Annotated in this window: 13 protein-coding genes and 1 riboswitch; of the genes, 10 read left to right on the forward strand and 3 right to left on the reverse strand. The window is 71.1% G+C overall.

Annotated elements, in window-relative coordinates; all coding sequences use genetic code 11:
* The first annotated feature begins 182 nt into the window (after positions 1-182).
* The 4 genes from ACFU8W_RS16285 to ACFU8W_RS16300 all read left to right on the forward strand — a co-directional run bounded on the left by ACFU8W_RS16285 (position 183) and on the right by ACFU8W_RS16300 (position 7161).
* Entirely contained in the window at positions 183-3665 is a 3483-nt protein-coding gene (locus ACFU8W_RS16285; protein WP_384036975.1) for a UvrD-helicase domain-containing protein, read from the forward strand.
* Positions 3666-3675: 10 nt separating this feature from the next.
* Entirely contained in the window at positions 3676-5070 is a 1395-nt protein-coding gene (locus ACFU8W_RS16290; protein WP_384036978.1) for a dipeptidase, read from the forward strand.
* 44 nt (positions 5071-5114) lie between these two features.
* Positions 5115-6062 (forward strand): NAD(+) diphosphatase, encoded by a 948-nt coding sequence (gene nudC / locus ACFU8W_RS16295; protein ID WP_384036981.1) that lies wholly within the window; start codon positions 5115-5117, stop codon positions 6060-6062.
* Between the two features lie 98 nt (positions 6063-6160).
* A riboswitch (ZMP/ZTP riboswitch) is annotated at positions 6161-6258 on the forward strand.
* 39 nt (positions 6259-6297) lie between these two features.
* A complete protein-coding gene (locus tag ACFU8W_RS16300; RefSeq protein ID WP_384036984.1) occupies positions 6298-7161 on the forward strand; it encodes a bifunctional 5,10-methylenetetrahydrofolate dehydrogenase/5,10-methenyltetrahydrofolate cyclohydrolase in 864 nt (287 codons plus the stop codon).
* A gap of 148 nt (positions 7162-7309) precedes the next feature.
* Here ACFU8W_RS16300 and ACFU8W_RS16305 read toward each other — a convergent pair whose 3' ends face one another.
* The gene (locus tag ACFU8W_RS16305) at positions 7310-7552 is read right to left on the reverse strand and encodes a mycoredoxin (RefSeq protein ID WP_384036987.1); all 243 of its coding nucleotides are present in this window, start codon (positions 7550-7552) and stop codon (positions 7310-7312) included.
* A gap of 192 nt (positions 7553-7744) precedes the next feature.
* On the opposite strand from ACFU8W_RS16305, the gene ACFU8W_RS16310 reads away from it, so the two are divergent.
* From ACFU8W_RS16310 to ACFU8W_RS16330, 5 genes are all read left to right on the forward strand, one after another.
* Positions 7745-9934 carry an ATP-dependent DNA helicase UvrD2 gene (locus ACFU8W_RS16310; RefSeq protein WP_384036990.1) on the forward strand — a complete coding sequence of 730 codons (2190 nt, stop codon included), beginning with the start codon at positions 7745-7747 and terminating at the stop codon, positions 9932-9934.
* 164 nt (positions 9935-10098) lie between these two features.
* A complete protein-coding gene (locus tag ACFU8W_RS16315) occupies positions 10099-10431 on the forward strand; it encodes a hypothetical protein (protein WP_384036992.1) in 333 nt (110 codons plus the stop codon).
* 172 nt (positions 10432-10603) lie between these two features.
* Positions 10604-10972 (forward strand): WhiB family transcriptional regulator, encoded by a 369-nt coding sequence (locus ACFU8W_RS16320; protein WP_030915514.1) that lies wholly within the window; start codon positions 10604-10606, stop codon positions 10970-10972.
* 32 nt (positions 10973-11004) lie between these two features.
* Positions 11005-11328 carry a hypothetical protein gene (locus tag ACFU8W_RS16325; RefSeq protein ID WP_266990483.1) on the forward strand — a complete coding sequence of 108 codons (324 nt, stop codon included), beginning with the start codon at positions 11005-11007 and terminating at the stop codon, positions 11326-11328.
* Positions 11329-11574: 246 nt separating this feature from the next.
* Positions 11575-11778, forward strand: coding sequence for a hypothetical protein (locus ACFU8W_RS16330; protein ID WP_345510483.1), 204 nt, complete (start codon positions 11575-11577; stop codon positions 11776-11778).
* 80 nt (positions 11779-11858) lie between these two features.
* Here ACFU8W_RS16330 and ACFU8W_RS16335 read toward each other — a convergent pair whose 3' ends face one another.
* The gene (locus tag ACFU8W_RS16335) at positions 11859-13319 is read right to left on the reverse strand and encodes an ABC1 kinase family protein (RefSeq protein WP_384036995.1); all 1461 of its coding nucleotides are present in this window, start codon (positions 13317-13319) and stop codon (positions 11859-11861) included.
* A gap of 41 nt (positions 13320-13360) precedes the next feature.
* On the reverse strand, positions 13361-14506 hold the full coding sequence (locus ACFU8W_RS16340; protein WP_384036998.1) for a ThiF family adenylyltransferase: 1146 nt from the start codon (positions 14504-14506) through the stop codon (positions 13361-13363).
* A 273-nt stretch (positions 14507-14779) separates the two neighbouring features.
* Between ACFU8W_RS16340 and ACFU8W_RS16345 the strand changes: the two genes are divergently transcribed.
* Positions 14780-15403: a M48 family metallopeptidase gene (locus ACFU8W_RS16345; protein ID WP_345510478.1), complete on the forward strand. Its 624-nt coding sequence runs from the start codon at positions 14780-14782 to the stop codon at positions 15401-15403.
* The last annotated feature ends 72 nt before the right edge of the window (positions 15404-15475 follow it).

Here is a 15475-nt window from a genome sequence, read left to right on the forward strand (position 1 = left end):
CTCAACCGTCCGGGCGCCCCGCTCGGCAGACGTCCCAGGTGGCCGTCCTCGCAAGGCTGTTGACGGATGAGATCGTCGGGGGCAGTGCCCGCCCCCGACCACAGGTGGCCTCCCGGCAAGGCGCGTCCCGGCCCTCTCGCGGACCCCGCACGTTGTCGGTGCGCCCGGTTAGCCTCTGTGGGGTGTCCTCACGTATCACCGATCCCGAGCAGCTCAAAGAGCTCCTCGGGATCCCCTTCACCCCGGAGCAGACGGCCTGCATCACCGCGCCGCCGGCCCCGCAGGTGATCGTGGCCGGAGCCGGGTCGGGGAAGACCACGGTGATGGCGGCGCGTGTGGTGTGGCTCGTCGGGACCGGGCAGGTCGCCCCGGAGCAGGTACTCGGACTCACCTTCACGAACAAGGCGGCGGGCGAGCTCGCCGAGCGCGTCCGCAAGGCACTCGCCGCCGCCGGGGTCACCGACCCGGACGCCATCGACCCGGACAACCCGCCGGGCGAGCCCAGCATCTCCACGTACCACGCCTTCGCCGGACGGCTCCTCACCGAACACGGGCTGCGCATAGGACTCGAACCCACCACCCGCCTCCTCGCCGACGCCACCCGCTACCAGCTCGCCGCCCGCGTGCTGCGCGAGGCCCCGGGCCCGTTCCCGGCACTGACCAGGTCGTTCCCCACCCTGGTCAGCGATCTGCTGGCACTCGACGCCGAGCTGGCCGAGCATCTCGTACGCCCCGAGCAGCTCGCGGCGTACGACAGCGACCTCCTCCGTACGCTGGAAACGGCCCGGCTCACCAACGCCGAACTGCGCAAGATCCCCGAAGCCGCCGAAGCCCGCCGCGAGCTGCTCTCGCTGACCCGGCGCTACCGGGAAGCCAAGCGCAGCCGCGACCTTCTCGACTTCGGCGACCAGATCGCGCTCTCCGCCGAGCTGGCCCTCACCCGCCCCGAGGTCGGCGCGATCCTGCGCGACGAGTACCGGGTCGTCCTGCTCGACGAGTACCAGGACACCTCCGTCGCCCAGCGGCTGCTCCTCTCCGCCCTCTTCGGCAGCGGCCCCGACGGCACCGCGCCCGGGCACGCCGTCACCGCCGTCGGCGACCCCTGCCAGGCGATCTACGGCTGGCGCGGCGCCTCCGTCGCCAACCTCGACGACTTCCCGCACCACTTCCCGCACGCCGACGGCGCCCCCGCCACCCGGTACTCCCTCAGCGAGAACCGACGCAGCGGCGGCCGCCTGCTGCACCTCGCCAACGGGCTTGCCGAGCCGCTGCGCGCCATGCACGAGGGCGTCGAAGCGCTGCGCCCCGCCCCGGGCGCAGAACGCGACGGCATCGTCCGCTGCGCCCTGCTGCGCACCCACACCGAAGAGATCGACTGGCTCGCCGACTCGATCGCCCATCTCGTACGGACGGGGAAGGAACCCGGCGAGATCGCCGTGCTGTGTCGCACGGCGGGCGACTTCCCGGAGATCCAGGCCGCGCTCGTCGCCCGCGACATCCCCGTCGAGGTCGTCGGCCTCTCGGGGCTGCTGCACCTGCCCGAGGTCGCCGATCTCGTCGCAGTCTGCGAAGTCCTCCAGGACCCCGGCGCCAACGCCTCCCTGGTCCGGCTGCTCATCGGGCCCCGCTGGCGGATCGGTCCCCGCGACCTGGCGCTCCTCGGCCGCCGCGCCCGCCTCCTCGTCCACCGCGCGGCTCATGCGGACGACGACGACTTCGACCCCGACCGCCGGCTCGCCGAAGCGGTCGAAGGCATCGACCCGGCCGAGGTGATCTCGCTCGCCGACGCCCTCGACACCTTCCTCGAATCGAGTGGTACGGAGGACGACGGGCTGCCGTTCTCCGCCGAGGCACGCGTCCGCTTCGCCCGCCTCGCCACCGAACTGCGCGAGCTGCGCCGCTCGCTGGCCGACCCGCTCATGGACGTCCTGCACCGGGTCCTCGCCACCACCGGCCTCGAGGTGGAGCTCTCCGCGTCGCCGCACGCGCTGGCCGCCCGCCGCCGCGAGACCCTCGCCAACTTCCTGGACGTCGCGGCCCGCTTCGCCGCAGCCGACGGCGAGGCCACGCTGCTGGCCTTCCTCGGCTTCCTGCGCACCGCCGTCCAGTACGAGAAGGGTCTGGACAACGCACTGCCCGGCGGCGAGAACACCGTCAAGGTCCTCACCGCCCACAAGTCCAAGGGCCTGGAGTGGGACGTCGTCGCCGTGCCCGGCCTGGTCACCGGACAGTTCCCCAGCCCTCGGTCCCGCGACGCCTGGACCTCCCAGTCCAAGGTCCTTCCGCACGCCCTGCGCGGCGACGCACCCACCCTGCCCGTCATCCACTCCTGGGACGCCAAGGGGCTGGGGGGCTTCAAGGAGGAGATGAAGGAGCACCAGCACACCGAGGAGCTCCGCCTCGGCTACGTCACCTTCACCCGGCCGCGCAGCCTGCTGCTCGGCTCCGGCCACTGGTGGGGGCCGTCCCAGAAGAAGCCCCGCGGCCCGTCGGACTTCCTGCAGGCGCTGTACGAGCACTGCGCGGCCGGACACGGCGAGATCGAGGCATGGGCGGACGAGCCGGACGAGGACGAGGAGAACCCGGCTCTCGCGGAGGCGGCCGCCGACCACGCCTGGCCGCTCCCGCTGGACGACACGGCGCTGGCCCGCCGCCGGGCGGCCGCCGAGACGGTGCTGGCCCACCTGGAGACGCTGGCGGGGGAGTCGGCGGCGGGTTCGGCGCCGGGGGCGTACCCCGCGGCACCGGACGACCAGTGGTTTGCCGACGACGAGCCGTACCCGGACGACGAGCCGTATCCGGACGAGGCCGCGGACTGGGACTCCCTGTCGAGCGAACCTCCCGCGGACCCCGCCTCCACGTCATCGGCCCCTCGGATCCCCGCCCTCCACGTCCCTGCCGCCCGGACCCCCTCACGGCTCACCCCGGAGGAGACGCGCGCCCTCGCCTCCTGGGACCGGGACCTCGACGCGCTCGCCGGTGAGCTGCGCCGCGCCCGCGCCACCGTGCGCGAGGTCCTCGTGCCCGCATCGCTCTCCGCCACGCAGCTGCTGAGGCTCGCCGACGACCCCGACGGCTTCGCCCAGGAGCTGGCCCGGCCCATGCCGCGGCCGCCCGCGCCCTCGGCCCGCCGGGGCACCAGGTTCCACGCCTGGGTGGAGGCCCGCTTCGAGGAGCTGCCGCTGCCCATGCTCGGCCCCGACGAGCTGCCCGGCGGCGACGGGAGCGACACCGACATCGCGGACGAGCGCGACCTCGCCGCGCTCAAGGAGGCCTTCGAGCGGACCCCGTACGCCCACCGCACCCCGTACCGCGTCGAGACACCGTTCCAGATCACGCTCGCGGGCCGCGTGGTCCGGGGCCGGATCGACGCCGTGTACCGCACGGAAGGTGCGGACGGGGTCGCCTACGAGATCGTCGACTGGAAGACGACCCGTCACGCCCCCCACGGCCACGAAGACACGTCGGCCGTCCGCACGGCCGACCCGCTGCAGCTGGCCGTCTACCGCCTCGCCTGGGCCGAACTGCACGGTGTACCGCTCGACTCCGTCACCACCACGTTCCTGTTCGTCCGCACCGGGGAGGCCGTCCACCCCACCGATCTCCCCGGCCGGACCGAGCTCGAACAAATCCTGTGGGACGAGCCACCTCCCGCAGGCCGATAGGCTCAAGACCATGAGCGACACCCCGGACAGCGCCGTCCGTACGTACACCGAACAGCACCGCACAGCCTTCCTCGACGACCTTGCCGAGTGGCTGCGCATCCCCTCCGTGTCCGCCCAGCCGGAGCACGACGGAGACGTACGGCGCAGCGCCGAGTGGCTGTCCGCCAAGCTCAAGGAGACCGGCTTCCCGGTCACGGAGGTCTGGGAGACGCCGGGCGCCCCCGCCGTCTTCGCCGAGTGGCCGTCCGAGGACCCGGACGCCCCGACCGTCCTCGTCTACGGCCACCACGACGTGCAGCCCGCCGCCCGGGAGGACGGCTGGGACACCGACCCGTTCGAACCGGTGATCCGGGACGGCCGGATGTACGGGCGCGGCGCCGCCGACGACAAGGGCCAGGTGTTCTTCCACACACTCGGCGTCCGGGCCCACCTCGCCGCCACCGGCCGCACCACCCCTGCCGTCCACCTCAAGCTCCTCGTCGAGGGCGAGGAGGAGTCCGGCTCCCCGCACTTCCGCGCCCTGGTCGAGCAGCAGGCCGCGCGTCTCGCCGCCGACGCCGTGATCGTCTCCGACACCGGCATGTGGGACGAGACGACCCCGACGGTCTGCACCGGCATGCGCGGTCTCGCCGAGTGCGAGATCGAGCTCCACGGCCCCGAGCAGGACATCCACTCCGGATCGTTCGGCGGCGCCGTCCCCAACCCGGCGACCGCCGTGGCCCGCCTCGTCGCCGCGCTGCACGACGCGGACGGACGGGTCGCGATCCCCGGTTTCTACGACGGCGTGACGGAACTCACCGACACCGAGCGTGCCCTCTTCGCCGAACTCCCCTTCGACGAGGCCGGCTGGCTGCGTACCGCCAAGTCGCGGGCCGCGACGGGCGAGGCCGGCCACTCCACGCTGGAGCGCATCTGGGCGCGCCCGACGGCCGAGGTCAACGGCATCGGTGGCGGCTACCAGGGCGCCGGAAGCAAGACCATCATTCCGTCCTCCGCCTTCGTGAAGATCAGCTTCCGGCTGGTCGCGGGCCAGGACCCCGACCACGTCCAACAGGCCGTCCGGGCCTGGGCCGAGGCGCAGTTCCCGGCCGGCATCCGCCATCGGATCACCTTCGCCCCCGCCACCCGCCCCTGCCTGACCCCGCTGGACCACCCCGCCCTGCAGGCCGTGGCCCGCGCCATGGGACGGGCCTTCGGCCAGAAGATCCTCTTCACCCGCGAAGGAGGCTCGGGGCCCGCCGCCGACCTGCAGGACGTGCTCGACGCCCCCGTCCTCTTCCTGGGCATCTCCGTACCGTCCGACGGCTGGCACGCCCCCAACGAGAAGGTGGAGCTGGACCTCCTGCTCAAGGGCGTGCAGACGACCGCCCACCTCTGGGGCGAACTGGCCACCGCACTCCGCTGAATCCTCTGAACACCCGATCCATCCCGGGGGAGTAGGAAGCACCTGTGAGCACCATCGACAACGCCACCACAGACCGGCCCATCGGTCTCACCGCGCCCAGTGGCATCGACCGCGCCGCGCACCACCGCCTCGACGAGGCCTGGCTCTCCGCCGCCTGGAGCCACCCGACCACCCGGGTCTTCGTGGTCTCCGGCGGGCAGGTGCTGATCGACGACACCGCCGACGGCGGCACGGAGATCGTCATGACCCCGGCCTTCGAGGCCCCGGTCACCGAGACCCACCGCTACTTCCTCGGCACCGACGAGGACGGCGTCAGCTACTTCGCGCTCCAGAAGGACTCGCTGCCCGGCCGCATGGACCAGCCGGCGCGCCCGGCCGGGCTGCGCGAGGCCGGACTGCTCCTCGGCCCGCGCGACGCGGGGCTGATGGCGCATGCGGTGGCACTGGAGAACTGGCAGCGGCTGCACCGCTTCTGCTCCCGCTGCGGCGAACGCACCGTCGTCGCAGCGGCCGGCCACATCCGCCGCTGCCAGGCCTGCGGCGCCGAGCACTACCCGCGCACCGACCCGGCGGTGATCATGCTGGTGACGGACGACCAGGACCGCGCCCTGCTGGGCCGTCAGGTGCACTGGCCGGAGGGCAGGTTCTCGACGCTCGCGGGCTTCGTCGAGCCCGGGGAGTCGATCGAGCAGTCCGTCGCCCGCGAGGTGTTCGAGGAGGCGGGTGTCACGGTCGGTGAGGTCGAGTACATCGCCAGCCAGCCCTGGCCCTTCCCGTCCAGCCTGATGCTGGGCTTCATGGCGCGGGCCACGTCGTCGGAGATCAACGTCGACGGCGAGGAGATCGAGGAGGCGCGCTGGTTCTCCCGCGAGGACCTGACGGCGGCCTTCGAATCGGGCGAGATCCTGCCCCCGTTCGGCATCTCGATCGCGGCCCGTCTGATCGAGCTCTGGTACGGCAAGCCGCTTCCGAAGCCGGGCAGCGTCGCCTGACACGCGGTGCGGGGCGGGCGATGGAGTACGCACGGCCGGGGTCCGCCCACCACTGCGCCCCGTTACTCCCCCCAAGGATGCTCCGGTCCGTTAATCTGGACCTGGGCCGTGACTGGCGCTGAGGTGGAGCACCACCGGGGAGCGGTCCGACGGAAACACTCGACAACCGTCGATGCCGTGCGCCTGGGCGATTCATCGTGATCCTCGTGATCCAAGTGACGCTCAGGAGTGAAGCGTGGCCCAGACACAGACAGCCCGTCCGATGGACGGCACGGCTCTCGCCCGCCGCATCATCGAGACCAGCGCCGCGACAGCGGCGGAACTCCGGCTGCGCACCGGGAAGGCACCCTGCCTGGCGACCGTGCTGGTCGGCGACGACCCGGCGTCGGTGACCTACGTCCGGATGAAGCGTCGCCGCTGCGAAAGCGCGGGCATCGTGTCACAGCACGTGGCACTTCCCGCCACCTCCACCACACAGGACGTGGTGGACGCGGTCACCGCGCTGTCGAACGACCCCGATGTGCACGGCATCCTGCTGCAGCATCCCGTAGGTCCCCACATCGACGAACGCGCCGCCTTCGAGGCGATCGACCCGGCGAAGGACGTCGACGGGGTCACCATGCACTCGTTCGCGGCGATGAGTTTCGGCCTTCCCGGCTTCGTCTCCTGCACGCCCGGCGGCATCATGCGCCTCCTCGACGAGTACGAGGTCGACCTCGCGGGCAAGCACGCGGTCGTCGTGGGCCGCAGCGCCATTCTGGGCAAGCCCGCCGGGATGCTGCTGCTCGGCCGGGACGCCACCGTGACGTACTGCCACTCACGGACGGCCGACCTCCCGTCGATCGTGCAGCAGGCGGACGTGCTGCTGGCCGCGGTCGGCAAGCCGCGCTTCATCGCCGGTGCGGACATCAAGCCGGGTGCGGTGGTGCTCGACGCCGGATACAACGACGGCAACGTCGGCGATGTCGACTTCGAGACCGCGGCGGAGCGGGCACGGCTGATCACCCCGGTTCCGGGCGGCGTCGGACCGATGACCATCGCGGTCCTTCTCGAACAGACAGTGGCCGCGGCCACCTTGCAGCTCGGCGCCGCGGCGTGAGCTGACGCCCCGTTGCCCGGCGGAAGCGCCCGCCGGCTTGCGGGCACGGAAACGCCCGCCACCTTCCGGCGGACCGGAAGACGGCGGGCGTGTCTGCAGGCGTGTCGGTGCGGGCGTTCCGCTGCCGCGAGACGCGGGGCTCGCTCGCTCAGACGCCGATCTTCTGCTTGACCTGGGCCAGCGAGGGGTTGGTCAGTGTCGAACCGTCCGCGAAGAGCACGGTCGGGACGGTCTGGTTGCCCCCGTTGGCCTTCTCGACGAAGGCTGCGGACGTCGGGTCCTGCTCGATGTTGATCTCGTTGTACGTGATGCCCTCGCGGTCCATCTGGCCCTTGAGCCGACGGCAGTAGCCGCACCACGTGGTGCTGTACATCGTCACAGTGCCCGGCATGTTTTCGCGCTCCTCTGTCTTGTTCGTCTCACTCACGACTGCGGAAAAGCCGCCCATGCGCATCCCCGCAGGGAGTGGAACGTACGTGACCTGGTCACCATTCCCGCCGTCGGCCCCGCATTAGTACGACGGATACTGCTCCCCTGTGGACAACTTCCGCGTCCGCCTCCCCCGACCTGGCAGCATGGCGGGGTGACAGCAGCAACGCATTCCTCTCTTTTCCCGCAGGTCCCCGAGTCGGCGGACGCCGTGCTCGACGGGCTGGACCCCGAGCAGCGCGAGGTCGCCCTGGCCCTGCACGGCCCGGTGTGCGTGCTGGCCGGAGCCGGTACGGGCAAGACGCGAGCGATCACGCACCGCATCGCGTACGGGGTGCGCGCCGGAATACTCCAGCCGACCAGTGTGCTGGCCGTCACGTTCACCAACCGGGCCGCGGGCGAGATGCGGGGCCGACTCCGCCAGCTCGGCGCAGCCGGGGTGCAGGCGCGGACCTTCCACTCCGCCGCCCTGCGCCAGCTCCAGTACTTCTGGCCGAAAGCAGTCGGTGGCGAGCTGCCGAGGCTGGTGGAGCGCAAGGTCCAGCTGGTCGCCGAGGCCGCCGCCCGCTGCCGCATCCGGCTCGACCGCAACGAGCTGCGGGACGTCACCAGCGAGATCGAGTGGGCGAAGGTCACCCAGACCGTGCCCGCCGACTATCCGGCCGTGGTCGCCAAGACCCGGCGCGACGCTCCGCGCGACACCGCCGAGATCTCCCAGATCTACGCGATGTACGAGCAGCTGAAGCGCGACCGCTCGGTGATCGACTTCGAGGACGTGCTGCTCCTCACCGTCGCCATCCTCCAGGACCGTCACGACATCGCCGACCATGTCCGCCGCCAGTACCAGCACTTCGTGGTCGACGAGTACCAGGACGTCAGCCCGCTCCAGCAGCGTCTGCTCGACCTCTGGCTGGGCGACCGGGACAACCTGTGCGTCGTCGGGGACGCCAGCCAGACGATCTACTCCTTCACCGGGGCCACCCCCGAGCACCTGCTGAACTTCCGCACCCGCCACCCGAACGCAACCGTGGTCAAGCTGGTCAGGGACTACCGCTCCACGCCCCAGGTGGTCCACCTGGCCAACGGCCTGCTCGGCCAGGCCCGTGGCCGCGCCGCCGAGCACCGGCTCGAACTCGTCTCGCAGCGGGAGAAGGGCCCCGAGGCGGCCTACACGGAGTACGGGGACGAGCCCGCGGAGGCGGAGGGCACCGCCCGCCGGATCCGCGATCTGATCGCCGCCGGCGTCCCGGCCGGGGAGATCGCCGTGCTCTACCGGGTCAACTCCCAGTCCGAGGTCTACGAGCAGGCACTCTCGGACGCGGGCGTGCCCTACCAGCTGCGCGGCGCGGAGCGCTTCTTCGAGCGCGCGGAGGTACGGGAGGCGGGCGTCGCCCTGCGCGGCGCGGCGCGCGCCGGGGGCAACGACTCCTTGCTCGACGACGCGGAGGGGCTGCCCTCCCAGGTGCGGGCCGTGCTTTCCACCAAGGGGTGGACCACGGAGCCGCCCGCGGGCTCCGGCGCGATGCGCGACCGCTGGGAGTCCCTCGCCGCGCTGGTCCGGCTGGCCGAGGACTTCGAGCAGGCCAAGCCGGGGGCGACGCTCTCCGATCTGGTGGCGGAGCTGGACGAGCGGGCTGCCGCCCAGCACGCCCCGACGGTCCAGGGAGTCACGCTGGCCTCGCTGCACTCGGCGAAGGGCCTGGAGTGGGACGCCGTGTTCCTGGTCGGGCTGACCGAGGGCATGATGCCGATCACGTACGCCAGGACGGATGAGCAGATCGAGGAGGAGCGCCGCCTGCTCTACGTCGGTGTCACCCGGGCGCGCTTCCATCTTTCGCTGTCGTGGTCGCTGTCCCGGTCGCCGGGCAGCCGCGGCGGGCGGCGACCGAGCCGCTTCCTGAACGGACTGCGTCCCGGCTCGGCGGCGCTCGGCGGGCGTGGCACGGTCGGCGGCGGCGGAGGCGTCGAGCGTCCCGCGGTGACCAAGCGCGGGCGTCGTGGCCCCGCGCTGTGCCGGGTCTGCGGCAAGACACTCACCGACGCCGGCGAGATGAAGCTGATGCGCTGTGAGGACTGCCCCTCCGACATGGACGAAGCGCTGTACGAGCGGCTGCGCGACTGGCGGGCGGACCGGGCGAAGGAGATCGGCCAGCCGGCCTACTGCGTGTTCACCGACAAGACGCTCATGGCGATCGCGGAAGCGGTGCCGGGCAGCGAGGGCGAACTGGCGGGAATCTCCGGGGTCGGTGTCCGGAAGATGGACCGGTTCGGAGCAGCCGTGCTGGCCATTTGTGCAGGTGAGGACCCGGTCGAGGGGCTCGGGGGAGACGACGGGGAGGTGTGAGAAAAACTCGTCGAAAAAATAGTTTGCGCCCGCCCCAGTCATCACCATAGGTTCTTAACCACGGGAACAGCGACTTCTCTGAAGCCCTGATCCTGTGCTGTACTTATCCGAATACGCAGGACCGGCCCGCCGGTCCACCGAGACGCCGAGAGGAGGCGATTGTCGTGATCAGCATCATCGAGACCAACAAAATGACCGATCTGTCGGTCGTCTCCGCCTGCTCGCTCGGCCTCGCCTGCTCTTCGGAATCTTCGCTCCGTGGCACCGGTCTGTCCGGCATTTCCGCCGCCAGCCCGCTGTCCCTGGCGAGCCTCCCCGTGCGGGAGCGCAATGAGCGACCGATCCAGGCATCGACGGCAGCAGTAGCGAAGGGACAGGCCAAGGCGGCCTATGCCTTTGCGGCAGTCGGTGCCGGAGCCGGAGCCGAGCAGCAGATGACGCACCACCACACGATGTGGGCCTTCCGTGGGCCTGAACCCTGGAGTGATCCAGCCTGATCCACCATCAGGCCGGCGCCTTCAGGGCCGCGGAACCCCACTCGGGATCCGCGGCCCTTTTGTTTTGTCCCAACGGACGACACAGCGAGAAGGCGCCTCGGGACAAGCAGTACCCGGTACCAGCAGCCACCCGGCCGACCGGCCGGAACAACCAGACGAGGACACCACCACCGTGCAACTCGAAGCGCACGCCCCGTCCGTACCGCCTTCCGAAACGATCCCCCCGCCCGGCCTCACGGAGGACTCCACCTTGATCCCCCTCACTGCGCTCACCGCGCTCGACGACGCCATCGAGAACCTCGGCGTGCCCGTCCCCTGCCGTTCCTACGACCCGGAGGTCTTCTTCGCCGAGTCGCCGGCCGATGTCGAGTACGCCAAGTCGCTCTGCCGCACCTGCCCGCTCGTCGAGGCCTGCCTCGCCGGCGCCAAGGAGCGCCGCGAGCCGTGGGGCGTCTGGGGTGGCGAGCTCTTCATCCAGGGCGTCGTCGTCGCTCGCAAGCGGCCGCGTGGCCGTCCGCGCAAGAACCCGGTCGCGGCGTGACCGCCGGCCTGGGAGCCACGGCCCCCAAACCCATGAAGCGCATCGGAACCATCGACCGTCCCCGGACCCACGACCCTCGAAATCAGGCACCAATGACCGTCCCCACGAATGAGCCCATCGGCTCCGCGACACCGAACGTCACGATCATCGGCGCGAACGACTCGCGTCAGAACAGGACCCGCGAAATGCAACTCATCCCAGAAGCCCTGGCGCGTGCGCATATGCACGACCGCCTGAGGGAAGCCGACGCGGAGCGCCGGGCCGTGCGCCTGGTCACCGCTCGGCGGATGCAGCGCCGGGCAGAGCGCGCTTCGATGCGCGCCCGCCGTGCGCTGGCCATGGCGGTCATGCACTAGTGCCCCTCCCGGCAAGCTTTGCCCCGTCGCACCGCCCGGCGCGCCCGCTCACCGCGTTGGTCGGCCGATCACGGCACTAGCCAGGCCGGAAACCGCAGCACCCGCTGCCGGGCGCCGCTCCGCCCGGCAGCAGTCAGCACCCCCTGTCAGTACCCCTTCCGCGGGGCCGGTCCGAACGGACCGGCCCCGCGGTCGTGCTGTGTGTGGTGCCGTGCCGCGCAGCGGGGACGGAGTTATCGTCACGGGGTGAACGAGGAGACTCATCACCCCGAGCAGCCGGGTGCCGAGATCGTGGTGTGCGCCCTGTGCGGCACCACCGCCGACAGCGCGTACGCTCCGCCGACCTGGATCTGCTCCGTGGAGAACGGCAGGCGCCAGTACTTCTGCGACGACTGCGCCCGCACTCACATCAGGGCGATCGAGGGCCGCCTCGATTCGGCCTGGTGGTGACCCGCCCCCTCGGCGCCGGGGTCCTTGCCGGCGCCCCCCCCGGGGGCGGGGTCGGTCCTGGACATCGCGCGGGACAGCTCTTAGGCCGGCCGGTCGTCGAGCAACTCGTCGTCGGCCAGCTCCTGGCCGGCCAGATCCTGATCCGGGAACTCCAGATCCCGGCTCTGCTGCTCGGGCAGGTCCTCGACGGGCAGGAACCCCGGGACCCAGGACTCCAGTTCGTCCCGCAGCCGCACCGTCGCACCCAGCTGGCACAGCACCCCGATCGTGCTCAGCGTCACCCGGTGTATCAGCAGATAGGCGGGCGGCAGATTCAGCTGCTTGCCCAGCTGATGGGCGGGGGAGCGGGGATCCGCTATCCGGGCCGCCTGATTGCGCATCCAGCTCCGGGTGAAGGTGAACTCCTCCACCTGCGCCGGCTCGATGATGGGGAGGAGGTAGTCGAGTACCTCATCCGGGTCGAGGTCGATGGATTCCTTGACGAAGCCCTCCTCGCGCAGCAGTTCGTACACTGCCTCCGCGTCACCCTCCAGCGTCAGCCGCAACGAGTCCCCGATGGGCTGAGGCAGGCCGCCCGGCAGCCGGTCCACCGTGCCGAAGTCCAGCACCCCGAGCCGCCATGGTCCGCTCCCACAGCCTTCCGCTTCCCCGTCCGCTTCCCCGCCCCCGGGCAGGAGCCGGAAGTTACCCGGATGCGGGTCGGCGTGCAGCAGATTCGTACGCGCCGGACCCGAGAAGAGGAATCGCGCCAGCAGCTGACCCGCCCGGTCCCGTTGTTCCTGGGTGCCCTCCGCGATCACCTCGGACAGCGGGACGCCGTCGATCCACTCGGTCACCAGCACCTGGTCGGACTGGTGCACCACACCGGGAACCACCACATCGGGGTCGTTCGCGAACTCCTCGGCGTGTTCGCGCTGCGAATGCGCCTCCAGTTCGTAGTCCAGCTCCTCCGACACCCGGTCGCGCAGCTCCGCGATGAGCGGCTTGATATCCATTCCGGGGATCAGCGGGCCGAGCAACCGGGCGAAGCGGCTGAGTTGGGTCAGATCCGAGAGCAGGGCCTCCCCGGCGCCCGGATACTGCACTTTCACGGCGACGGCCCGCCCGTCGTGCCAGACCGCCCGGTGCACCTGCCCGATCGATGCGGCGGCCGACGGCTTGTCGTCGAATTCGAGGAACAGCTCCCGCCAGTCCTCACCGAGCCGCTCCGTGAGCACGGCGTGGACGGTGCGGGTCGGCATGGGGGGAGCGGCTTCCTGCAGTTTGGTGAGCGCCGCCCGATACGGCCCGGCGACATCCTCGGGCAGCGCCGACTCGAAGACGGACAGGGCCTGACCGAGCTTCATGGCACCCCCCTTCAGCTCGCCCAGCGTGCGGAACAGCTGGTCCGCCGTGCGCTGCTGGAGCTCACGGGCCACTATCTCCGCGGACTTGCCACCGATCCGCTTGCCGAGCCCCCACGTGGCACGGCCGGCGAAGCCGAGTGGCAGTGCGGCCAACTTGGCTGTTCGGGTGACCGCTTTCCGGGGAAGATCAGACATACGCCCCTCCAAATCCCAGACTGCCGTGCCGCGTGCGGCGGTTACCCGGCCATTGTGTCCTGCGTCGCGTCGAGCCCGGAGGTGCGCTCCCTCCCGGTGTGCCCACCCGCCCCGCAGGAACAGTCGAGGTGCGGCCCGATCCGCTCCGACCGCCAGTCCAACAGCGGCAGGGCGGCCTCGCATCTGGCTCCCGTGCCGGCGGGCAGTTCGCCGTCGAGAAACGCCAGCGCCTGGGCCGCCGCGAGACCGGCCACCGCTGTTGCCAGCCCCAAGTCGCACGCCTGCGCGGCGCCGCGCCGCCCGGACCGCCACTGCGCCAGCATCCGCGGCCACTGCGGATCCCGATCCGTGCGGTGCAGGTCCAGGCATCCCGCGCAGGCCGTACCGCCGGGCAGTACCAGCGGACCGACCACGCCCGTGGCCTCGATCACCCCGGCATAGAGATGAGGAGTGCCCGAAGCGATCCATGGTTCGGCTGCACGAGGGTCGGGGGCGTACACCGCGAGACCGTCCCGCGGAGCGACCACGACCAGGGACAGCCCGGGACCACCACGCGACGGGGAGCCGTCCGTCCCGGTCGTCCGGGGGGCGGGACCGACAGCGGATCGTCGCACCAACTGCCGGGCGGCGGTGTCCCTGCGCTCACCGACCGCAGTGGCCGGAAGCCCACCGGGTGCGACGTCCGACGGCTCGGTGACCCCTCCGTCCAGGACCTCGACCAGACCCACACCGGACCCGGACAGCACCGCAGCGATTGCCGCGCCGACCCGGCCGGAGCCCCGCACCTGGACCCGCATCGCGCGACGGGCCGCCAACCGTCTCAGCCCGCCCCCCGGTTCGGGGTGCACGATCGAGAGCGACGCGAGGTCGGGGCGCTGTCGCTCCAGTACATCGGCCCGGTTACGCAACGCATCGGCTTCCGGCCCGCCCGCCCGAACATCATCGACCAGCCCCGCTTCCACCAATCGTGCCACCAACATGTCCACTTGATGGTCGGACAGGTCCAGTGCCCTGGCTTCCTCGCGCAGCAGTGGCAGGCCGCGTGTTCCGTCGAGCAGTTCCAGGAAACTGCCCGTGGCGATATCCATCGGCCCCACCTTCACCGCGTGAGCGGGCGTCACCCCGAATTGCACGGTGTTCCTGCCCCGCCACGCTCGGCGCAGCGCGGGTTTCATCATCGGATGCATGGCTTCCCCCTGGCCCGTGTTCGTCCTGCTGTTGTCTCTTCCGGGCGATCTCTGTGTGGTCTCTGTGCGGTCCGGAGTGATCTGCGTGCGTCGGCGGCGAACCGGAGCTTCGCGAGATCCGTTGCCAGAATGCAGGCCGGTGTCGGAGCGTGCAGAAAGTTGTCCACAGGCATGGGGTATTAGTCGTTCAAATGGTGCATGCCATGGAGCGGATCATGCGCGAACCGTCCCGGAGGCGGGACTTCCCGCACTGACAGCGGGTAACGTCGGGGCGTGCCCGCCGACCCGTCACCCGGCTTTGCCGGGGAGACCCCCGCGCGCAGCGCCAAAGACCATCAGCGCAGCGCGGCCAGCCATCCGCCCCGCGTCTCGGTGACGAGCGCGGTCGAGGTCCGCAGGAGCACCCGCCGCAGCAGAACGGTCTCCGCGTACCGGGAGGGCGACCGCACCATCGTGCTGATCCCCGCCAGGATGTCGGAGGCGGAGGAGCGGCGCTGGGTGACCGTGATGCTCGACAAACTCGCGGCCCAGGAGCGCAAGCGGATCCTCGGCGACAGCGAACTCGCCGAGCGGGCCGAGCGGTTGTCCGCCCAGTATTTCGCGGGCCGGGCCAGGCCCGCCTCGGTGCGGTGGGTGACCAACCAGAACACCCGATGGGGGTCATGCACCCCGGCGGAGGGCAGCATCCGTCTGTCGCACCGTCTGCAGGGCATGCCGGAGTACGTCGTCGACTACGTGCTCGTCCACGAGTTGGCGCATCTGCTGGTCCCCGGTCACGGTCCGCGGTTCTGGCGGCTGCTGGAGGCGTATCCGCGTACCGAGCGGGCCCGCGGCTACCTCGAAGGAGTGGTGGCGGCGGACCGGCTGCCTCATCTGCCTGCCGCGCGTGGTGAGTGACGTTCAGTGATTCTGTACCGGGTGTGTACCGACTTAGCTCAATGTCGGAGTTTGCGGATAGCCTGGCGCGAC

The organism is Streptomyces sp. NPDC057565 (genome assembly GCF_042801455.1).
GTDB classification, from domain to species: domain Bacteria; phylum Actinomycetota; class Actinomycetes; order Streptomycetales; family Streptomycetaceae; genus Streptomyces; species Streptomyces yanii.